General features: G+C 38.3%; 15 protein-coding genes. 9 read left to right on the top strand and 6 right to left on the bottom strand.

Features of this window, described 5'->3' with window-relative positions:
• Positions 1-12 precede the first annotated feature (12 nt).
• Positions 13-831, bottom strand: a complete 819-nt coding sequence (locus tag GAVG_RS04160; protein ID WP_013399656.1) for an HAD-IIB family hydrolase — start codon at positions 829-831, stop codon at positions 13-15.
• Between the two features lie 175 nt (positions 832-1,006).
• Here GAVG_RS04160 and GAVG_RS04165 point away from each other — a divergent pair, with 175 nt between their 5' ends.
• Entirely contained in the window at positions 1,007-1,435 is a 429-nt protein-coding gene (locus GAVG_RS04165) for a metallopeptidase family protein (protein WP_004138024.1), read from the top strand.
• Positions 1,436-1,463: 28 nt separating this feature from the next.
• Here the strand turns inward: GAVG_RS04165 and GAVG_RS04170 are convergent, their stop codons facing one another.
• Together GAVG_RS04170 and GAVG_RS04175 are read right to left on the bottom strand one after the other, a co-directional pair.
• On the bottom strand, positions 1,464-3,065 hold the full coding sequence (locus GAVG_RS04170) for a DUF5719 family protein (RefSeq protein ID WP_004114828.1): 1,602 nt from the start codon (positions 3,063-3,065) through the stop codon (positions 1,464-1,466).
• Between the two features lie 49 nt (positions 3,066-3,114).
• Complete coding sequence (locus tag GAVG_RS04175) at positions 3,115-6,414, bottom strand: glycosyltransferase family 2 protein (RefSeq protein ID WP_009994386.1); 3,300 nt, start codon at positions 6,412-6,414, stop codon at positions 3,115-3,117.
• Between the two features lie 104 nt (positions 6,415-6,518).
• Between GAVG_RS04175 and GAVG_RS04180 the strand changes: the two genes are divergently transcribed.
• From GAVG_RS04180 to GAVG_RS04195, 4 genes are all read left to right on the top strand, one after another.
• Complete coding sequence (locus GAVG_RS04180; RefSeq protein WP_004113175.1) at positions 6,519-7,973, top strand: LCP family protein; 1,455 nt, start codon at positions 6,519-6,521, stop codon at positions 7,971-7,973.
• Positions 7,974-8,114: 141 nt separating this feature from the next.
• Positions 8,115-9,500 carry an LCP family protein gene (locus GAVG_RS04185; RefSeq protein WP_009994387.1) on the top strand — a complete coding sequence of 462 codons (1,386 nt, stop codon included), beginning with the start codon at positions 8,115-8,117 and terminating at the stop codon, positions 9,498-9,500.
• A gap of 96 nt (positions 9,501-9,596) precedes the next feature.
• Positions 9,597-11,486 (top strand): FtsK/SpoIIIE domain-containing protein, encoded by a 1,890-nt coding sequence (locus GAVG_RS04190; RefSeq protein ID WP_009994388.1) that lies wholly within the window; start codon positions 9,597-9,599, stop codon positions 11,484-11,486.
• 179 nt (positions 11,487-11,665) lie between these two features.
• A complete protein-coding gene (locus GAVG_RS04195; protein ID WP_004113182.1) occupies positions 11,666-11,938 on the top strand; it encodes a WhiB family transcriptional regulator in 273 nt (90 codons plus the stop codon).
• 7 nt (positions 11,939-11,945) lie between these two features.
• On the opposite strand, the gene GAVG_RS04200 is transcribed toward GAVG_RS04195, so the two are convergent.
• Positions 11,946-13,430 (bottom strand): sensor histidine kinase, encoded by a 1,485-nt coding sequence (locus GAVG_RS04200; protein WP_013399665.1) that lies wholly within the window; start codon positions 13,428-13,430, stop codon positions 11,946-11,948.
• A 235-nt stretch (positions 13,431-13,665) separates the two neighbouring features.
• Between GAVG_RS04200 and GAVG_RS04205 the strand changes: the two genes are divergently transcribed.
• On the top strand, positions 13,666-14,019 hold the full coding sequence (locus GAVG_RS04205) for a type II toxin-antitoxin system HicA family toxin (protein WP_013399666.1): 354 nt from the start codon (positions 13,666-13,668) through the stop codon (positions 14,017-14,019).
• Positions 14,013-14,411 carry a type II toxin-antitoxin system HicB family antitoxin gene (locus GAVG_RS04210; protein ID WP_009993678.1) on the top strand — a complete coding sequence of 133 codons (399 nt, stop codon included), beginning with the start codon at positions 14,013-14,015 and terminating at the stop codon, positions 14,409-14,411. The genes GAVG_RS04205 and GAVG_RS04210 overlap by 7 nt, the downstream gene beginning before the upstream one ends.
• Before the next feature lie 22 nt (positions 14,412-14,433).
• Here GAVG_RS04210 and GAVG_RS04215 read toward each other — a convergent pair whose 3' ends face one another.
• Positions 14,434-15,039, bottom strand: coding sequence for a pyroglutamyl-peptidase I (locus tag GAVG_RS04215; protein ID WP_013399667.1), 606 nt, complete (start codon positions 15,037-15,039; stop codon positions 14,434-14,436).
• Between the two features lie 316 nt (positions 15,040-15,355).
• Between GAVG_RS04215 and nox the strand changes: the two genes are divergently transcribed.
• Together nox and GAVG_RS04225 are read left to right on the top strand one after the other, a co-directional pair.
• Complete coding sequence (gene nox, locus GAVG_RS04220) at positions 15,356-16,696, top strand: H2O-forming NADH oxidase (protein ID WP_009993680.1); 1,341 nt, start codon at positions 15,356-15,358, stop codon at positions 16,694-16,696.
• 181 nt (positions 16,697-16,877) lie between these two features.
• Positions 16,878-18,008, top strand: a complete 1,131-nt coding sequence (locus GAVG_RS04225; protein ID WP_009993681.1) for a 4-hydroxybutyrate dehydrogenase — start codon at positions 16,878-16,880, stop codon at positions 18,006-18,008.
• Between the two features lie 162 nt (positions 18,009-18,170).
• Here GAVG_RS04225 and GAVG_RS04230 read toward each other — a convergent pair whose 3' ends face one another.
• Positions 18,171-18,824 (bottom strand): TenA family protein, encoded by a 654-nt coding sequence (locus GAVG_RS04230; protein ID WP_009993682.1) that lies wholly within the window; start codon positions 18,822-18,824, stop codon positions 18,171-18,173.
• Positions 18,825-19,085: the final 261 nt, after the last annotated feature.

Here is a 19,085-nt window from a genome sequence, read left to right on the forward strand (position 1 = left end):
AAAATCAGCGCACTAGGAATTAAGATGTTTTAACATTCCAGTGCACAAGTTAAATGTGTCACTAGGATCTTTTACTCTAATAGCCAAAGCTCCAGTTAAAGATGTTGGGTAATCATTACCGCCTTCATACATCCGATCTCCAACAAAAGCCATCTTATTTAAAGGAATATGGCAATAGGAAGAAAGAGCCTTAAGAGCTTGAGCCTTATTATCACCTTTGCTGACAATATCGACACTAGTAAAGCCACCAGCGCGCACAGAAAAATCAGGCAAATTTTTAGAAATTTCTTGAGCTAAAGTAGTTTTTAAAATTCCACTAGGATCCCACTGTTTTTTAAATTCAACAGGAGCGAGTTGACCTAAAGCTGAAAAAGTGATTTGCGTACCACGATTCTCTATCTGACTCCCCCAAAGTTTCTCATCTGAATCACACTTCCACAAACCCATTTTTTTAGCACAAGATATAATTACTTCAATAACATGATTTGCATCATCGTCAGAAATATTATGCGAGTAAATGCAGTACAATCGCCCATCCGAAATGCGATAATAGCTTGCTCCATTAGTCGGCATAATGTGTAGATTATCAAGTCTTGTATATGCAGGTAAAACATTTAAAATCTGACTTTTAACTAGTCGCAAGTCACCGCCAGTAATAACAGCAATAGGCAACCTATTTATCAAATCACCAAAAACTGTACGCATTCCACTTGTCATAGGCTTTTTTGAACAAGCAAGAGTATTGTCTAAATCAAAACCAATAAGCGAATACGATACAAGATACTCACAAAGTCCTTGCTCATTCCACTCATGAATATTAGACTCCAACACTTGCCTCCTGTACAAACCTTGCAATTCAAGTATTCCATATTATTAACATATTTACTACAACGTGTCTTGCATGTTTTGCAGACCACTCATTTCACCATCTATTCCACCATCTATTCCACCATCTATTCCACTATGAGTTTGTCAAATTGCCCTAGCATACAAATAAAGTTAAAGCATGACGTCTTTAATATGGGAACAGCGAAGATATAAAAATCGACACGGCAGAGGAATGAGAATGCCAATGTTTGGCACAAGACTACCACGGTACAGAACAGCAAGCGGAATGTTTGACTCAATGGTAGCTGGTCAAATACGAAGACTTAATGGCGCATGGTCTAATCTTACAAAAGGCGTGCAGTTTGCTGTAGAAGACGTTCCACCATCTCAACCAGTACTTTGGGAAAGCAACAAAAGAATAATGTCTCAAGTATTTCCAGCTTCCAAAGGAATACCACCTAGAATCGTATTGTACAGGCTGCCGCTATGCACACATGTTACTAGTCGCGCAGAATTACAATACGCCATTCGAGATGAGATGGTCCAACGACTAGCAGAATTGTATGGCAGAAGACCAGAAGAAATAGACCCAGACTGGGGATTGTAAAGATAATTAAAATAGTTTACTAAATAAACTACTTCACAATAGCAGGATTTGCTCTAACCTTAACACTTATTCTGTTAGGATCAAGTGATTTAGAAGGAATCCAAGCAACTCCTGCAAGTCCCGCGCTATTTACCGTATTATTTTGAATCCTAGAAGCAAAAGATACGCCAGACTTTGATTTAAGCGTAAACATAATTGCTTTAGGATTAATATCTTTTGCATATATTGTTGAAACAGTATAAGGTTTAATATCAACCGCTTTAGAAGATACCTTTATTCCATAAGAATCATAAGCATTTATGGTTACGTGAGAATTATCCACTAAACCATTTGCAATATATAACGAAGTTTCATCTGCAGAAAGCGGAGATACAAAAGCACTATTAGTCATAGGATTAACAGCATTAACAAAAGCAATATCACTCTGACCATCTTTACCGTTTCTTTCAACAGAAGCCATAATAAAAGTCGAGACAGTGCTTTGAGCAAAAATAGCGCCAACTCCCTTAGGAGCATTTCCTAAATCAACAACCTGAACTTGCCTTGCATTAAGATCTACTTCCTTAATGCTTTTCTTTCCTGAATCATCCAGCCAATATAAATCGAGTTTCCCACTTTTATCAGACCAAATATAAGCTTTGACCTGATCTCCATCTGTAATGCCGGGTAAAACAGGTTCCTTAGACGCCGAGCTTGTTGGCTGAATAATATCCACTCCCTTAGAAACAAGTCCTTGAGAGCGAACGACTTTAACAAAAGATGAAACTGGTGCTTGGTCACTTGAAACTTGAATATACAGCCCATTAGTTTTCTCGGCTGCGGCAGAAATGTTAAAAGAAGAGTCACTATGCGCTGGAACAGTAAAAGTACTTCCAGTAGATAGATTCATTTGAGCACCTGATCTACTTGTTGACCATGCTTTAACACTCACAACAGTTGGTTTTGATGAAAGATTAATAGAATTTAATCTTATTGACACACCTTCCGATATTTGCGGAATAATAAAGTTTTGTCGCATTGATGGAGATACGCAAGAAGTAGCAGACAAACCTTTTAAATCCCCATTTGTTGCCCAAGATACACTAGAAGCAACTGATCCAGTACCAGACTGTGCATTAAGAAAATTGCTTTCTAAAATTTGAGCATCTTTGTCTACATTATTTTCAGCAAAATAAGCTTTACTATCATCATCTGAATTAGAAACATTAGTAAAAGATTTATTGACTAAATCTTTAGAATTTCCAGAATCTTTTAAACCATGTACAGAGGACTTATAAACATTGCCAAAGGACGCATATCGCGCAACCGACTTTAAATCACCTTCGGATTCTTGAAACTCACTATCGCCATAATTTGCTAAATCTGGCAAAGATACTCTAGTCGGACAAACCGTTTGAAAATTAGTAGAACTTACTTGTTTTTCCACACTTCCATTCGGATAAATAGGATCATCCATAATATGTTTAAACGGAGATGTGTAGGATATTACAACAGCAGTAGAAACTAGTATTGCAGCGCTTAAAAGCGACAATAACAATAATTTGAATCTTCTAAAACGAGTAGAAAGATTAACAGAAGCATACTCTTCTGCATGGCGATGACTATTTTTAGAATTCTTATTCGACTTCATTTAAATCTTCCCTGACATATTATTCGTTTAATAAATCATAATCATCTAACTAATCATCTAAACGCTCTATTAAATTGCTATTATTAAAACGGGGCAACGCTACTAAGCAATACAATAATAGGACTAAAGCAAAAACAATAAACCAAGGCATTCTCCATGAAAGTGGACGAGAATGGCTATAAATCGATGTTTTTGAAACAGATTTTTTACTGTTATCAACATCAAAACGGCAGTATGTTCCGTGATCAGATGAAACAACAAGTTGAGTACCATCCGAAGCATTAACGTTCGCAATCAGGTTTTCTGTAGCCTCCTTATTAGAAGTACTATCAGAAGACAAGATGGAATTGTTAGCAGATAAGTTAGTTTTAGCTATGGAATCGTCAACAATATAAATTCCACCTATTCCAAGCTGTTTCAGAGTTTCTATAGACTCATCGTCTGCATGAGAAAGAAGCTTAGAAGCTGCATAATATAGTGTGTTTCTGCTAGGAGAATACCCGTAAAGTACATCTCGAACTTGTAATGCTGGAGATAGATCAATAAGATCACCGCGAACAGTTCGCATAAGTGAAATATCTAGCTCACGACTATTTATTGCTTTAATAGCAAGGACTCGATTAGAGTCATTCTTCCTTAAATAGTCAGAAACAACCATTGGTAAACCGTTATCACTTGCATAAACAGAAGTTAAAGGACCACTTGTTATAGCAAATAATCCGAGCAGAATAGCAACAGCAAAAATACCAAAAGCTAAAATTCCTCTAGCAAGATGAATAATCTTACGGAGCATCGCTTTAGCAGAGCGCCTAATAGCAGCACGCTTAGAAACGCGCGTCGTATAATCGTCTGGATTATTATCAATATTTATATTAGATCTTCGCAAAGGCTCAAAACGATGAACAGCTTTACCGGCAACCATGCACATGCAAGCAAGCACACCAAGCGCGCTTAAACATACGCCTGGAAGAACGCTAGAAGATATAGGACCATCAAAATCCGCTGCGATAACGACTCGAGATGCAACTAATGAAAGAGCCATACCACTTACTATCACAACCCACATCATTCTAGAAGTTCTTAAAGCAAATGGAAGAGCAAGAGAAGCTAAAGCCATTAACAAAGCGAGAACAGCAAACACAATCATTATGATTCCGCGAAGCTGCATAATAGGCAAAGATTGGGAAGAAAAATGATTCAAATCAATATTGAAAGCTCTAAGTAAAACATCTAAATAGTTGACAACTCTAGGAGCACCATTGATTTTTTGCGATGGAACAGCCATAGTCGCAAAAAGCTGACGCCACATTCCAGATTCAAAATAGCGAACTACACTACCTAGAGTTGGAAGAAGAACCAATACAGAAGGTATAGGCATAAGCGCTAGCATAAAACGATGTGAACGAACCATTATCAATGATGCTACGAAAATAACAATCATAGGTAGGATAAGCTGAGGGCAAGCTGCAAGAGGAATCATAAAGCATAACGACGCGCATGCAGCACATTGTATAGATGGAACAGGAAGCACTGGGTCTTCTGTAACATACATTCCTACAGCGTGGAAAGCAAACGCAAATGCTGCTGGCAAAAACACCATTGTTAGAAGCATTGGTAAGTCGCCTCTAGCGAATATGCCAAATGCCATTGCAATCATTGTCCAACAAATACCAGAACAAACTCTTACAATATCGGAACGAGTAAATACTCCTGCAAGCGCCCAAAAACTTAACAACATTGCTGGAGCTGCAAGGAAGAAAATAACACTTACTGCAGCGATTGTATTGCCACCAAACACAATAGAGGCGAGCATCCAAATAATAAGAAGAGGAGATGGAGGTATTGCAGAGGCAAAGCCATCATCTGGAATATAAGATCCGATTGCAGAATTAAAAAGTTGATTAAAACTAGAGCCAGTAGGAAGTAATTGGCTTGAATAAAGCGATGATCCAGAAAAAATCTTACTAATAGGAGCACCATAAAGAAGCATAACAGCCGCAAACACAAGCAAAGAAGCAAAAATAGCAGCACTCCAACGAAGTAAAATTCGCTTATGCAAATGTCTTCTTGCAAGCGGACTTAAAATAACTCCCTTTTTTTGAGTTTTAAAAGCAACAGTCTTGTCTTTCCAACGTGTAATTTGGCTACGACTTGCTATAAGGGACGAAAGCCTCTTCAAAGACACTTTCGCCACTCTAGATACTCTTCTTCTAGCAAAAATAGCTTTAGGAAATTGCGCTAATGCTATCCACGGGAGCATAAGGTGCATGAATGCCACATATGGTTGCTTAGCAAACAAAGACTGCAAGGCGCGAATTAATGACATAGGCAGGCTACACAACCAAACAATTGGCCACATAATCACACGAATATCCGTGTACAAATATCTTTGTTTTGCCATAATCGAATACGCAGAACCGTAGCAAATACTAGATTTTTCAACAGGTCTTTCTTCTCCACTTCGAGTGCGGATTCCATCAAAACGCGCTCTTTTATGCGCTATGCGAGCTTTTGGCACAACAGCTACTCGCCCACCGCTTAAAATAACTCGCCTACAAAAATCGTTAGACTCTTCAAACGTTGTTAACCAAGGTTGAGTCCCTCGCATTGTTTGCCATGCGCTAAGAGAAACAAGAGCACCAGCCAAAGAAACAGAATAAACATCTCCGCGAAAATCATACTGCTCCTGATCTGGTTCACCTTCTACAGTAAGAGAATGCACTCTATGTTTCCATGCATACATGCCAACATTGTGCAAAATCTTACCCTGCCAATCCACTTGTTTTGCACCTAGAATACAAGCTGTTGGTGTATTTCTCCATGTTTCTCTTAAAGCTTCAAGACACTTGTTATCGCAAGGTTTTGAATCGTCGTGAAGAAGCCACAAGGATTTAACGCCTTGCAATGGTAAAAGTTTTCTCAAAGATTTTTCTACCGCATCGCCAAAAGATTTTGCAGATTTAATAGGTAGAACAATAATCTTTATCTTTGCGTAAGATTCCTGTATATAACCCTGATTGTTGTTAGAAAAATCACCACCATAATTACTAACAAAATCTGCGCTAGAAATTAGACCAGATAATGTTGTTGGTTCTATTTGAACATTAAAAGATGTTACAGATTCTTTTTCTACTCTATTAGCACAATCAGCTACAACAATAGTTCCTGGAAGAACAGTTTGATTTATTAAAGCTTGCAAAGTGTCTTCATAAAACCGCGTATCTCTCTCAACACTCATTATTGAAATAATCGACGAATCAACTTCGCGCGGTTGCTTGCGATTTAAAGCTGAAAAAACGTGTAAAACATTATTTTCAAACGTATCAGTCTCAGCGGTTAATGAATCCATACATAATAGTGTACGCAAGGGGTATGTATTATGCATGTTTAGATAATTCTCAATAGAATGCACTATAATAGTAGCTTATATGTGTGTTTACGAAAGAAGGAAGCATGGCAGCCTCTCGCTATGAACAAGACCGCCGGTACCAAACTAACTATTGGGACTCCTCAGCTCCACATCATAGCTTAAGCAATCATATTTTATATAATTCTCGTAAATTAATTTCTATTGTTATTGTTGCCATTCTAGCCTTCTTTTCTACAATCATAGCAGCTGTTTGGCTTGATTTTTCGTCTACAATACAATCTCGTGTTGTTAACATGATTACAAAAGATGGCAAAAAAGTTCAAGCAGTAGACCCTAACGCTGGTAAAACAATCAACATTCTTGTTCTTGGTCAAGATACTCGAGAAGGCAGAAACCGTGCTTTTCAGGGCGGTGGCGAAGATGAAAATCATCAATCAGATACGGCGATGATTGTTCAAATCAGCGCAGACAGATCCTATATAAATATTGTTTCTATTCCAAGAGACTCAATGGTTAAAGCAGCATCATGCAATACGACTAATGGAAAAATTCCTTCCAGGCGCAAAGTGATGTTCAATTCTATTTTTGCTCTTGGGTACGCTAAAGGCGGCGATTTAGCATCGGCAGCATCGTGCACTCTTGCAACAGTAAATGAAATTACTGGATTAGATATAACTAATTTCATTGTTGCAGACTTTAGTGGTCTAAGCGACATGATTAACGCAATAGGCGGCGTAAATTTGTGTATTCCAGTAGATACTAAAGATTACTACACTGGAGTTAATTTAAAGCACGGATTACAGCATTTAGATGGTGTTCAAGCAACACAGTATGCAAGAATGAGGCATGATACTGCAAGCGACGGCTCAGATATTATGCGAACTACGCGTCAACAATATCTACTAAAACAGCTTATTCATCAAGCATTGTCTAAAAACTTGTTCACACAATCAGGTCAGCTATATCAGCTTGCAAAATCTGCTCTAAAATCGCTTAATATAAGCGAAGGATTAGCAAATCCCGCAACACTGGTTGGATTAGCAACAAGCCTTCACAAGTTAAATACTTCTAATATTTATGCACAAACAATACCGATTACAGCTGATCCAGCTGACGAGAATCGTGTTATTCTTGACGACAGTGCAGAAGACGTTTGGGAATTGATGAGAGAAAATAAACCACTTACTAAGCATCTTGCCTCTAAGCAAAGTAAGTCTGAAAAATCTACAAAGAAAAATTCTAAAGAAGATAAAAAATCAACTTCTAAAGATTCCAATGTCTCAAATGACGATTCGGATAATACGAACGGTACAGGTTCCTACGATTCTACAAATAGCGGACCAGCAGGAAAACTTAGCGCTATTAATCCAAAAACTGGATTAGCTAAAGACGAATTAGGCAGACTAATAGACCCAAATAGTGGAGGCATAGTGGATCCAAATGATGGAACAATAAGAGATCCAAATACTGGGCATTACATGGGTATTGCAGATAAATACTTAAATAACACTATTTGCGCAGTTCCAAAAGGGAAATAATAAGAAAGATAGAAAATATATTTTCGACACTACTTTATAACCACAATGCTTTATAATGCCATTGTTAGTTATTGCATTGAGTTAATACGATTAGAAATTATTAATTAGCAAACACATACGAGTTATGCTACAGGAGGATAAATGAGCCAGCAACGTCCAGAAGACGCTTCAGGGAATCAGAATAATCCTCCTAGTTTTGCACCATCTAATCGTAGAAAAAATAAGAATGGCTCTTACTCACACAATACAAGCGCAAATAATGGAAATGCAATACCGAGTTTTCCTCCTAAACAGAATCACAAATTTAAAGAAATAGAAAATCAAAACTCACAAATCAATCAAAAAGCACCATCTTTTGCACCAACATCGCGCAAAAACGGCAACACAAGTCATCCAAAAATATCGAATATAACACCATCAATTAATGTGCAACCGATTAGCACAGCATATTCAAATTCCGAATCGTATATGATTTCACCTGAGTCTTATATAGGAACGTCTAATAAAATCTTTGAAAAACCAGACGATGTAGAATCAATTGATAATCCTGCTAATAACCCTATAGGTTATAGAAAAAAACATCATTTCTTAAAATATTTAACTTTATTGTTAGTAACGCTCTTAATTATTGTAGGAGTGTGTGGAGCGTTATCTTGGAACTGGGTTGATTCACAAATAAAACGCGAACCATGGTTGACTAATACAGAAGACACTCAAGAAACAACATGGCTTATTCTAGGATCAGACCAGAGAGAAGGCGAAGAGGCTAAAGAGATAACAGGCTTTAGAACAGACACTATTCTTGTACTAACAAAACCTGTAAGCGGACACAGCTCTTTAATATCAATTCCAAGAGATTCGCTTGTTTCAATAAATGGTCAGCAAATGAAAATAAACACTGTTGCGCAAGATATTGGAAAACGAGCCTTAACAAAAACAGTCGAAAAAATAACTGGTCACAAAATAGATCATGTAGCAGAAATAAAATTCGAAGGACTTACAAAAGTTGTAAATTCTTTGGGCGGAATAGATTTATGCTATAACCGTACTGTAAATGATGCATACAGTGGTCTTAATTGGACAGCTGGATGCCATAGTGTAGACGGAACAGTTGCGCTAGCTTTTTCCAGAATGAGATACGCGGATCCACAATCCGACTTTGGTAGAGCGGCAAGACAACGCATGGTGATAAGCGCAATAATGAAAAAAGCATTATCTAGCAGCACACTTACAAATTTTGGGACCGTAAAAGGATTTGCAAAAGCATCTCTCGATTCAGCAATGTTAGACGAAAACACAAATCCTGGAACACTACTAAACATGGGGCTTGCGTTTAAAGAAGCTACAGGAAAAGATGGTGTAACGGGAACAGTTTATTGGACAAACCCTGATTATGAGGTTTACGGAGTCGGATCATCAGTATTGTTAGACGACGCCAAGAATATTGAATTATTCAACCAGTTATCTGCAGGAACACATGCTCCTGGAAGCGTGGGAACACTTGCAGAATTAATGAATCAACAATAATACGAATACGATTAACACGATTAACACAAAAAGTTTTATCGTATTTAAACCTTTAACCACACTGCTAGATTTTTCTTGCACAAACTGTAAAAACTCATGCATGATTGCGTTATGGAATATAAGGAATGTAAAAACTACGGAAACTATGAAAACAACGCAATCTATAATAAAAACGCATCCTCAAAATCAATGTTTTGGATGCAGATTATCGCTAATATTGTGCCAATTTTTGCCAATATTGCTCTAGCAATAATGGCGTGCTTGCAAAAAAGTTGGATGATGTTAGCTATGGTTGTCCCAAGCATAATGATGTATATTGCTTGCTTAATACCACAAATTATTCAATACAATGTGAATAAGAAAAGTGATAACAAAAACGAAAATAATATTAAAAAACGTGTTGAAACACAATTTTCTAAAAGGATAAGTCGCCAGCATGTTCAAGGTGTTCCAAATACGCTTGTTCCAATAAATTTAGAAGCAATACTGATAAATAATGCTAATCAAATAAGCAACATAAGTAATTCTAAAAATATAGTAAATAGCAGTACTCCTCCATGGAAAAATGTTGTTTACTCTTGGCTAAAATCTTCCAATGAGTCAAATAAAAAACTCGTAGCACCAATCGGGATAAGTGAAAACGGATATTTTTGTTTAGACCTTATTAGAAACGGACCACACGCTCTTGTAGCAGGTACAACAGGCTCAGGCAAATCTGTGTTACTAACATCATGGTGTTTGGCTTTAGCATTCAACTACTCCCCCAAATCTTTGCAATTTGTTTTTATGGATTTTAAAGGTGGAGCCACATTTGATGCTCTTTCCACACTCCCACACAGCATTGGGAATGTAGGAGATCTAAACCTTCAACATGCAGTAAGAGCACTTAGAGGATTAGAAAAAGAATTAGATAGAAGAGAAAGATTAGTAGCATGCCAAGGATGCCATGATATTAATCAAGTAAAACCATACCAGCCTTCACTGGCTATTGTTATAGACGAATTTCACGCATTAAAAAATCAATTGCCAGACTACATGAATCGTCTTATACGAATAGCATCAGTTGGAAGATCCTTAGGAATGCACCTTATAGCATGCACACAGAATCCAATGGCACAAGTAAATGCAGACATGAAAGCAAATATGTCTATAAACATATGTTTAAGAGTTAGAGATGCAATGCAATCTCATGAATTATTAGGATCATCTTGTGCAGCGAGCATAAATCCAAACAATCCTGGAGCAGCATACTGCAACACTGGAGATGGAATAATAGCATTACAATGCTCACAAAGCAGAAACAAAGATTCTCTTATACAAGCAATAAAATTAGCTGGAAAATTCTACTACTATAATCAACCTAAACAACTATTCAGTGCTCCATTACCAAGATATTTAGGTTATTCAACAATCAAAAATTATTGCAATAATACTTTTTGCAACGATAAATCTTCTAGGTTTAATTCTGACTTTAGCTATGACTTAAGTAAAGAAGATGGATTGTTAATAGGCTTAAAAGACGATGGCATTAATTTAAGCGAGGCAATTCTACCTACAAATCTGGGAAATATCGCAATTATTGGAGGAAATAAGAGAGGAAAAACTAATCTTATAAACGTAATTTCTAAAGCTATAAAATCAAGAAACACATACAACAATTCGCAAAATATTTATATTTTAGACAATGCAGACTCACTGCTAGAACCTTTTAGTAGCGACACAAAGTCTCAAGAATTTCAAAGTAAACTAGTCAATCCAAAAATAACTGTAATTTTCTGCGCACAAAACGCAAGGCATATTCGCATACCAGAACAAGCACCAGTAAGAATAATATTCCCAACAGGAGATGCTGGGACAGATACAATGCTCGGAATACCATCAGACTTGCTAAAAACTCTTAATGTAGATGATTATCAAACTCCAGGAAGATGCGTAATGGTAATTCCTGGAAGTGCTAATCTATTACAGATTTTAAGTTTTACATAAGGCTTTACATAAAAAATATTTTAAATTATTCAAAAAATTAAAAAAATAAAAAATTCTTAAAAAAGTCTTGAAAAAAAGTTATATTCATGGTTTCCTTGAGTGCGGATAGTTTTTAAAAACAAAGTTTAATAATAGTTTTAACCAGCGTAAGCTACGTTTTTTAAAGGGGATATTTATTTATGAGCAGCGCATTTGATTGGCGTTCAAAAGCAGCATGCAGAGACAAAGATCCTGAGCTTTTCTTCCCAGTAGGAAGTAACAGTGCATCTAATCAGCAGGTTGAGGAAGCCAAAGCAGTGTGCAGAACTTGTAACGTTGCAGACAATTGCCTAAGATGCGCGCTTGAAACAAGCCAAGATTACGGCGTATGGGGTGGTCTTAGTGAAGATGAACGACGATCACTAAAACGCAGGGCTATACGTGCAAGAAGAAACCAAAATGCAGAACTGTAATCTACATCTACTCCACTCCTGGAACTCGTAGCTTAATGTCGAGAAGAACACGAGTTCCACCTTCTCTACGTTGCTCCCATTTAACTGTTCCGCCAAAGTCGTTAGTAACAAAAGTATTGATTAACTGAGTGCCTAACCCAGATCCAGAAGACTTAGCCATACCGTGCAAAGACTCACTTTCAATACCCTCTCCATCATCTTCGACGACGATACTCAAATTATCCCCACCTCTACCAACAGAAATCTTAATATGTCCTTCACTAACTCCCTCAAAACCATGCTCTACTGCGTTAGTCACAAGTTCTGTTAAAACAATAGAAAGAGGAGTTGCATCTTGTGCTGCCAACATGCCAAACTTGCCACAAAAATCTATCGTAATATTCTGATTTTGCGAAGCAAGCTCAATAGACATTTTAAGCAAACTAGAAATAACCTTATCAAAATCAACAACCTCATCAGCTGTTTGACTTAAACCTTCGTGGACAAGAGCAATCGTCTGAACGCGTCTTTGTGCTTCTTCTAATTCTTTACGTACTTCTGCAGACTTAGTTTTTCTAGCTTGAAGACGAAGCAAAGCAGAAACAGCTTGAAGATTATTCTTAACACGATGATGAATTTCAGAAATAGTAGCATTCTTAGTTTGAAGCTCTTTTTCCCTACGGAGAACCTCTGTAACATCACGACAAAGAACAACTGCACCCGTTCGATCATTTGGACCATACAATGGAAGCGAGCGCATAGAAACAACAGAATTATTAACTTCTAGTTCGCAATCAACATCCGCTTTACCGCTTAGTACAAGAGGCAAACTTTCAGGAACAACATCGTTTGTGTGCAACAATCTTGCTCCAAACTCGCATAGAAACTCGCCTTGCATAGTGTCTAATCCGCCTAATCTACGGAAACAGCTAATTGCGTTAGGAGAAGCATAGCGCACAACTCCGCTTTCTTCTAAAATAATAAAACCATCTGCAACTCTAGCATTGTGGCGCTGATTTAGCATTGAATCGTGGTATGGAAATTGCTCTCGCGAAATCATGTCGAACAGAGTTTTGCCAGCATTAATGCTTTCGGTCTCATACCTACCGTTTGATTCTCTTGTAGCAAGATTTGTTTCTCTAAGAACAAGACCTAACGTCTTGCCATTATGACGCACTGGGGCGTAAACATTACAAACTGTTGCTCTTCCAACAGTTCTTAATACAGAAGAGTGGAAGCTTGTTTCTTTACTCATTGCTGCATTTAATTCTTGATGCATTGATTCGTCTAGTTTTACACCTAGTAAATCTTCAGTTCTAAGTGTGATTGCTGTAGACGGACGACATTGTTCTGCTACAACGTAATCACCATTGCCGTTTTGAATAATCAAAAGCAAGTCTGCAAAACTTAAGTCTGCTATTACCTGCCAGTCTGCTACAAGGTGATGCAGCCATTCGCGATCAGACTCATCAAAATCTGGACGCGTTGCAAGAATATGAGAAAAATCAGCCATAACCACAATAATATAGCCACATGGATAAATCTAAAACTATGGAGGATTTACTCCTACCAATTACGTGGCAACAAATTACAATAACTCTTTTAATAAAATAGTCTTATAAATTTCTGTTCATAGATTTCTGTTAATAAAATAAATTTACGACTTTCCATATTTGTACGAACAAAAGTTAGTTTAAATTTGCATCGTTTCTTATATTTCACTCCAAATCATGATTTGCATAATTTCTATGCAGCAAACCGAATACATTGACACCATATGTAACACCACTTATAATTTTATAAACACCAAAAACACGCTATTAACTGGGGGTGAAATGTCGCAATGGGACAAATTACTTAAGCGAATACTTAGCTTATCTAAAGATATGAGATTTGAGGAATTGAAAAAAGTGCTAGAAGCCTACGGATATGAAATGTGCAATCCAAGAAGCGGAAGCAGTCATTATACTTTTCGCAAAAATCACGCCAACCCAATTACAATTCCTAAGCATGAACCAATCAAAAAGATATACGTAGAAATGGTGAAATCTGTAGTAGAAGCAGAAGACGAAGAAATAAAAGAGGAAAATCAAATATGGTGAAAACACTTACGAATAAAACGCTTAGCTACTACATGTCACTCCCATACAAGCTGGAGATTGTAAAAGATCCAGATGAAGGCGGATTTGTGTCCTACTACCCTGATTTGCCAGGGTGCATGAGTTCTGGAGAATCCGAACAAGAAGCAGCAGCAAATGCGCAGGATGCTAAAAAGGCTTGGCTGGAAGCCGCACTTCAAAGCAAAGTAAACATAAAAGAGCCGTCTTACCATGAGATAAATGATTATTCTGGGCAATTCAAATTGCGTCTTCCTAAAGAATTACACAGACAATTGTCTGAGCAATCTCAAGCCGAAGGCATAAGCATGAACCAGTATTGCGTTTATCTTCTTTCGCAAAACAACGCTATTGAGCGCGTGCTTGAGCGAGCATAGAAAATAAATACCTAGCTATTTGCTAGCAATCACTCGCAATCACTTGCAACGCAATTTCAATACCTCGAAGCATATCAGCTAAACTCATAGAACTCGTACTCGGCTTATTGAGAATCTGCTCAGGCAAATACGGAACGTGAATGAAACCGCTCTTGATCGGCAATTTCTTAGTCTGGCAATAATGACAAACACTGTAAAGCACGTCATTACACACGTATGCGCCCGCAGAAAAAGACACAGACGCCGGCAATTTTGCTTTATTTAAAGCATCAACTATGTTTACAACTGGCAAAGTCGCTTTATAAGCCACATCACCATCTTGCACAACAGGCTCATACCAAGGCTTATATCCACTATTATCCGGTATGCGCGCAGCTCTACAGTTAATACCAACATACTCGACATTAAAACAAGCAGAACCGCCAAATTGCCCTAACGAAAGCACAGCATTAGGATGAACTTCCTCTATTTTCTCAATAACTTTTTGCGCACCCTTGTTAAATTCCGTAGGAATCTGCAAACGAACAAGTTCCACACCCTCAGGCGCATGCACTGATTGCGCAATCTCCCACGACGGATTTATAGACTCATTATCAAACGGCGTAAAACCAGTAATCAAAATACGCATTAAAATACCCCCTCATACAACTCTCACTTATCAAACTTTATCAAAGTTTATCAAAAGACATTGCGAAAACTATATATACACGAATGCACTTATATAAAACACTCACGATTCTATTACATACTTCACGTTCATAGAAAAGATTAAATCGTAATTACAACTTATACAATAATCAGAAACAACACACCTAGAATCAAAATTAGCAAGACTCGTATCAATGTAATAAGATTTAGTACCAGCGTGTAACTAACGAACAATGTTGTTAATAGCACGCATATGAAAATTAAACAATAACATCGACGACGAAAAGAGATTACCGATGACCAAGATTATTCAGATTGGCGCAAATCATGCTGGCACTGCCTGCGCTAACACCATTTTGAGCTACCCAGGAAACGATCTTACAATTTACGATCAGAATAGCAACATTTCCTTCCTTTGCTGCGGTATGGCTTTGTGGATTGGAAAGCAGATTCAAAGCAGCGATGGTCTGTTCTACCAGAAGCCAGAAGATTTCGTTAAAAAGGGCGCAAAAGTAAATCTTGAAAGCAAAGTTCTAGACATTGATTACGCAAAGAAAGAAGTTACTGTAGAGCTTAAAGACGGCACTGTTATTCACGATTCTTACGATAAACTCGTTCTAGCTACTGGTAGCCTTCCAAACAAGCCACGCATTAAAGGCATTGACTTGGAAAACGTGCAAATGGTAAAGCTTTTCCAGAACGCGCAAACTGTTATTGCTAAGCTTCAAGAGCGCGATTTTAATAACGTTGTGGTTCTTGGCGGCGGCTACATTGGCGTGGAACTTGCGGAAGCTTTTAAGCGCCTTGGCAAGAACGTGACTCTTATTGACATGGAAGACCATATTCTTAACGGCTATTTTGACCCAGAGTTTTCCGATAATTTGAAGCAGATTATGGAAGATAAGGGCATTAAGTTTGAGCTTGGTCAAGCTGTTGAAGAGATTGTTGGAGATACTGAAGTTAAGGCTGTTAAAACAAGCAAGGGTACTTACGATGCCGACATGGTGATTTGTGCTATTGGATTCCACCCAAATGTTGCTCTTGGAAAAGATCATTTGAAGCAATACGAAAACGGCGCTTTCCTTGTTGATAAAAAGCAGCAAACTTCCGACCCAGACGTGTACGCTATTGGCGATTGCGCTACAATCTACGACAACGCTCGAGACCGCGTAAACTACATTGCGCTCGCTACTAATGCCGTTAGAAGCGGCTTGATTGCAGGCCACAACGTTTGCGGAACTCCTGTAGAAACCGAGGGCGTGCAAGGCTCTAGCGCAATGATGATTTACGACTACAAGCTTGTTTGCACTGGTTTGAGCTTAACGGCTGCTCAAAAAGAGGGCATGGACGTTGATTACGTTGATTTTGAGGATACTCAAAAGCCTGCGTTTATGGAAGTTGAGAATCCAAAAGTTAAGATTCGCATTGTTTACAAGAAGGATTCTAAGGTGATTGTTGGATGCCAATTGGCTTCTAACTACGATATGTCTGCAGCAATCCACCTGTTCTCTCTTGCTATTCAAAAGAAAGTCACGATTAAAGAGCTTGCATTGTGTGATATCTTCTTTATGCCTCACTTCAACCAGCCATACAATTACATTACGATGGCAGCTTACACGGCTTTGTTGAAGGGATGATTAGCTTCTGATTAATCTCTGCTGATTAAGTTCTGCGATTAGCTTAAATCGCGTTTATTAAACCAAGCAATTTGTTCTATAATGGAGCGGTTGCTTGGTTTTTTAATCATCCGCGCACAAATCGCGAATTAAAACGCGCATATTAGCGTAAGACGTACAAATTAAAACAAAGGAGTCTAGGATGAAGCAGCTATCTATTAAGCCAACTATTCACAAATTTGAAAATACGCGCGATTTTGCGCAAGAATTTAAGCTTGGCAAAGACGATTTGGTTATTACAAACAAGTACATTTGGGAGCCTTATTTTGGCGATTTAAATCTTGATTGTAATGTGATTTTCCAAGAAAACTACGGCAAGGGCGAGCCAAGCGACGAAATGGTTGACGCGATTGTTCGAGATATTCACACTACTCCAAGGCGCGTGATTGGCATTGGCGGCGGCACTGTTTTGGATATTTCTAAAGTTTGCGCGTTAAAGCAAACAAGCCCGCTTGAAGACTTGATTGATGGCAAGATTCCTGCGCAAAAAGGCGCAGATCTTATTCTTGTTCCAACTACTTGCGGCACTGGTTCCGAAGTTACAAACGTTGCCGTGTTCTCGCTCACAAAGCGCAACACTAAAAAGGGTTTGGCAAACGATTCTTGCTACGCTACAGACGCGGTTCTTATTCCAGAATTGTTAAAGAGCCTGCCTGATTACGTTTTTGCAACCAGCTCTATTGATGCTCTTACGCATTCTATTGAGTCTGCACTCTCCCCTATTGCAACAGAGCTTACAAAAATGTTTAGTTACAAGGCTTGCGGTCTTATTTTGCAAAGCTACATGCGAGTTGTTAAGGAAGGTAGCAGCGCTAAAGCCCAAGTTGTAAGCGACTTGGTTTCGGCAAGTCTTTACGCTGGCATTGCATTTGGTAATGCCGGATGCGGTTGCGTGCACGCTATGGCTTATCCTCTTGGCGGCACTTTCCACGTGGCTCATGGCGAAACGAACGCCGCGCTTCTTACAAGCGTTTTGCGCTACTATGCTAAGCACGAAGAGAATAGCGCTAGCGCAGAAAACACTGAGCTTTCTAAGCTTTTTGACTTTATGGCAAATATTCTTGAATGCCAAAAAGCAGACGTATTAAACAATCTTGACGAAGTTCTTAACACGATTCTCCCTAAGCACAAGCTTCACGAGTATGGAATGACCAAAGACATGATTCGCGATTGGGCTTCAAGCGTTGTTAAAGAGCAGCAGCGACTTCTAAAGAACTCGTACATGCATATGAGCGAAGATGCTATTGCCGAAGTCTACGCATCTACTTTCTAATATATAGTTAACAGTGAGATTTTCAATTATTAACGAAAATTTCTCATCTTCTCAAAAATAGACCCTACAAATCTTGTAGGGTCTATTTTTATTCTCACAGCTTGCTTACTTCGTTAGATTTCCATCCGTTAGATTTCCATCCGTTCGTTAGAATGCTGTTCGTTAGATTGCCACAGGAGTCTCATACGAATTATCGAAGAACATGCGCTCCAGCTTTACTGCACGCGCAAAATATTCTCGAGCAATATCAGCATCCTTAGGACCAATACGATCCAACTCATCACGCAAGAACCCTACAAACTTGTGGAATCCTTCATAATCATGCAGGTCGATCCACTGGTAATGAACCTTGCGTTCAGGACGCTTACCTTCAGCATTTGATGCCCACGTAAGATATATCCATTCCGTAACGTTTAACACGGCTAGCACGGCAGCATAATGTCCACTGTGAGCCGCGTCTAAAAACATCTTTTTAAATTCGCGAGTTGCTTCAGTGTCTGGAATTTTATTGCGGAAAGATTCAGGAGTATTAAATTCGTTAAACGCATCCACAAAATACGTATTCTCATCTCCCGCTACCTCACCAATATATTTCGAAAACACGAGACGAGAATCAAGTGTGTCTGCTGTCGTAACTGCAGCACCAAGCAGAGCCAAGAAACTATCTAAAAATCGGTAGTCTTGAATTAAATATCCAGCTAATACAGCATCAGGAATAGTGCCCTCAACTAACTCGTTAACAAAACTATGATGAATAGCAGCATCCCATGTTTCGATATTCTCATTTTTTAATTCGTCGGTAAATCGTGCAGTCATTGACACGTCCTTTCTCTCTGTAACTCATATAAGCCCTTAGGTAGATTAATATAATTGCGCATAGTTGCGTTAGCCATACCAGTTACGTCATATACAGTTCACATATAGTCGTATAGTTATGCACAACCGAGCACTGCTCGTACACCTAGCTGAACAACTACGCTAGTATGAACAATATCATAAGTAGTCATACTTAACTTGGGTACAAATTTGAGCAGCACTCGGTTGCAATTTTTATATTATGGTAACTTCAGTAACTTC

The organism is Gardnerella vaginalis ATCC 14018 = JCM 11026 (assembly GCF_001042655.1).
Classification (GTDB): domain Bacteria; phylum Actinomycetota; class Actinomycetes; order Actinomycetales; family Bifidobacteriaceae; genus Bifidobacterium; species Bifidobacterium vaginale.

Coding starts and splice junctions, on each gene's coding strand:
- GAVG_RS04165 (WP_004138024.1), top strand. CDS start 1,007: ATGACGTCTTTAATATGGGAACAGCGAAGATATAAAAATCGACACGGC.
- GAVG_RS04170 (WP_004114828.1), bottom strand. CDS start 3,065: ATGAAGTCGAATAAGAATTCTAAAAATAGTCATCGCCATGCAGAAGAG.
- GAVG_RS04175 (WP_009994386.1), bottom strand. CDS start 6,414: ATGGATTCATTAACCGCTGAGACTGATACGTTTGAAAATAATGTTTTA.
- GAVG_RS04180 (WP_004113175.1), top strand. CDS start 6,519: ATGGCAGCCTCTCGCTATGAACAAGACCGCCGGTACCAAACTAACTAT.
- GAVG_RS04185 (WP_009994387.1), top strand. CDS start 8,115: ATGAGCCAGCAACGTCCAGAAGACGCTTCAGGGAATCAGAATAATCCT.
- GAVG_RS04190 (WP_009994388.1), top strand. CDS start 9,597: ATGCATGATTGCGTTATGGAATATAAGGAATGTAAAAACTACGGAAAC.
- GAVG_RS04195 (WP_004113182.1), top strand. CDS start 11,666: ATGAGCAGCGCATTTGATTGGCGTTCAAAAGCAGCATGCAGAGACAAA.
- GAVG_RS04200 (WP_013399665.1), bottom strand. CDS start 13,430: ATGGCTGATTTTTCTCATATTCTTGCAACGCGTCCAGATTTTGATGAG.
- GAVG_RS04205 (WP_013399666.1), top strand. CDS start 13,666: ATGCAGCAAACCGAATACATTGACACCATATGTAACACCACTTATAAT.
- GAVG_RS04210 (WP_009993678.1), top strand. CDS start 14,013: ATGGTGAAAACACTTACGAATAAAACGCTTAGCTACTACATGTCACTC.
- GAVG_RS04215 (WP_013399667.1), bottom strand. CDS start 15,039: ATGCGTATTTTGATTACTGGTTTTACGCCGTTTGATAATGAGTCTATA.
- nox (WP_009993680.1), top strand. CDS start 15,356: ATGACCAAGATTATTCAGATTGGCGCAAATCATGCTGGCACTGCCTGC.
- GAVG_RS04225 (WP_009993681.1), top strand. CDS start 16,878: ATGAAGCAGCTATCTATTAAGCCAACTATTCACAAATTTGAAAATACG.
- GAVG_RS04230 (WP_009993682.1), bottom strand. CDS start 18,824: ATGACTGCACGATTTACCGACGAATTAAAAAATGAGAATATCGAAACA.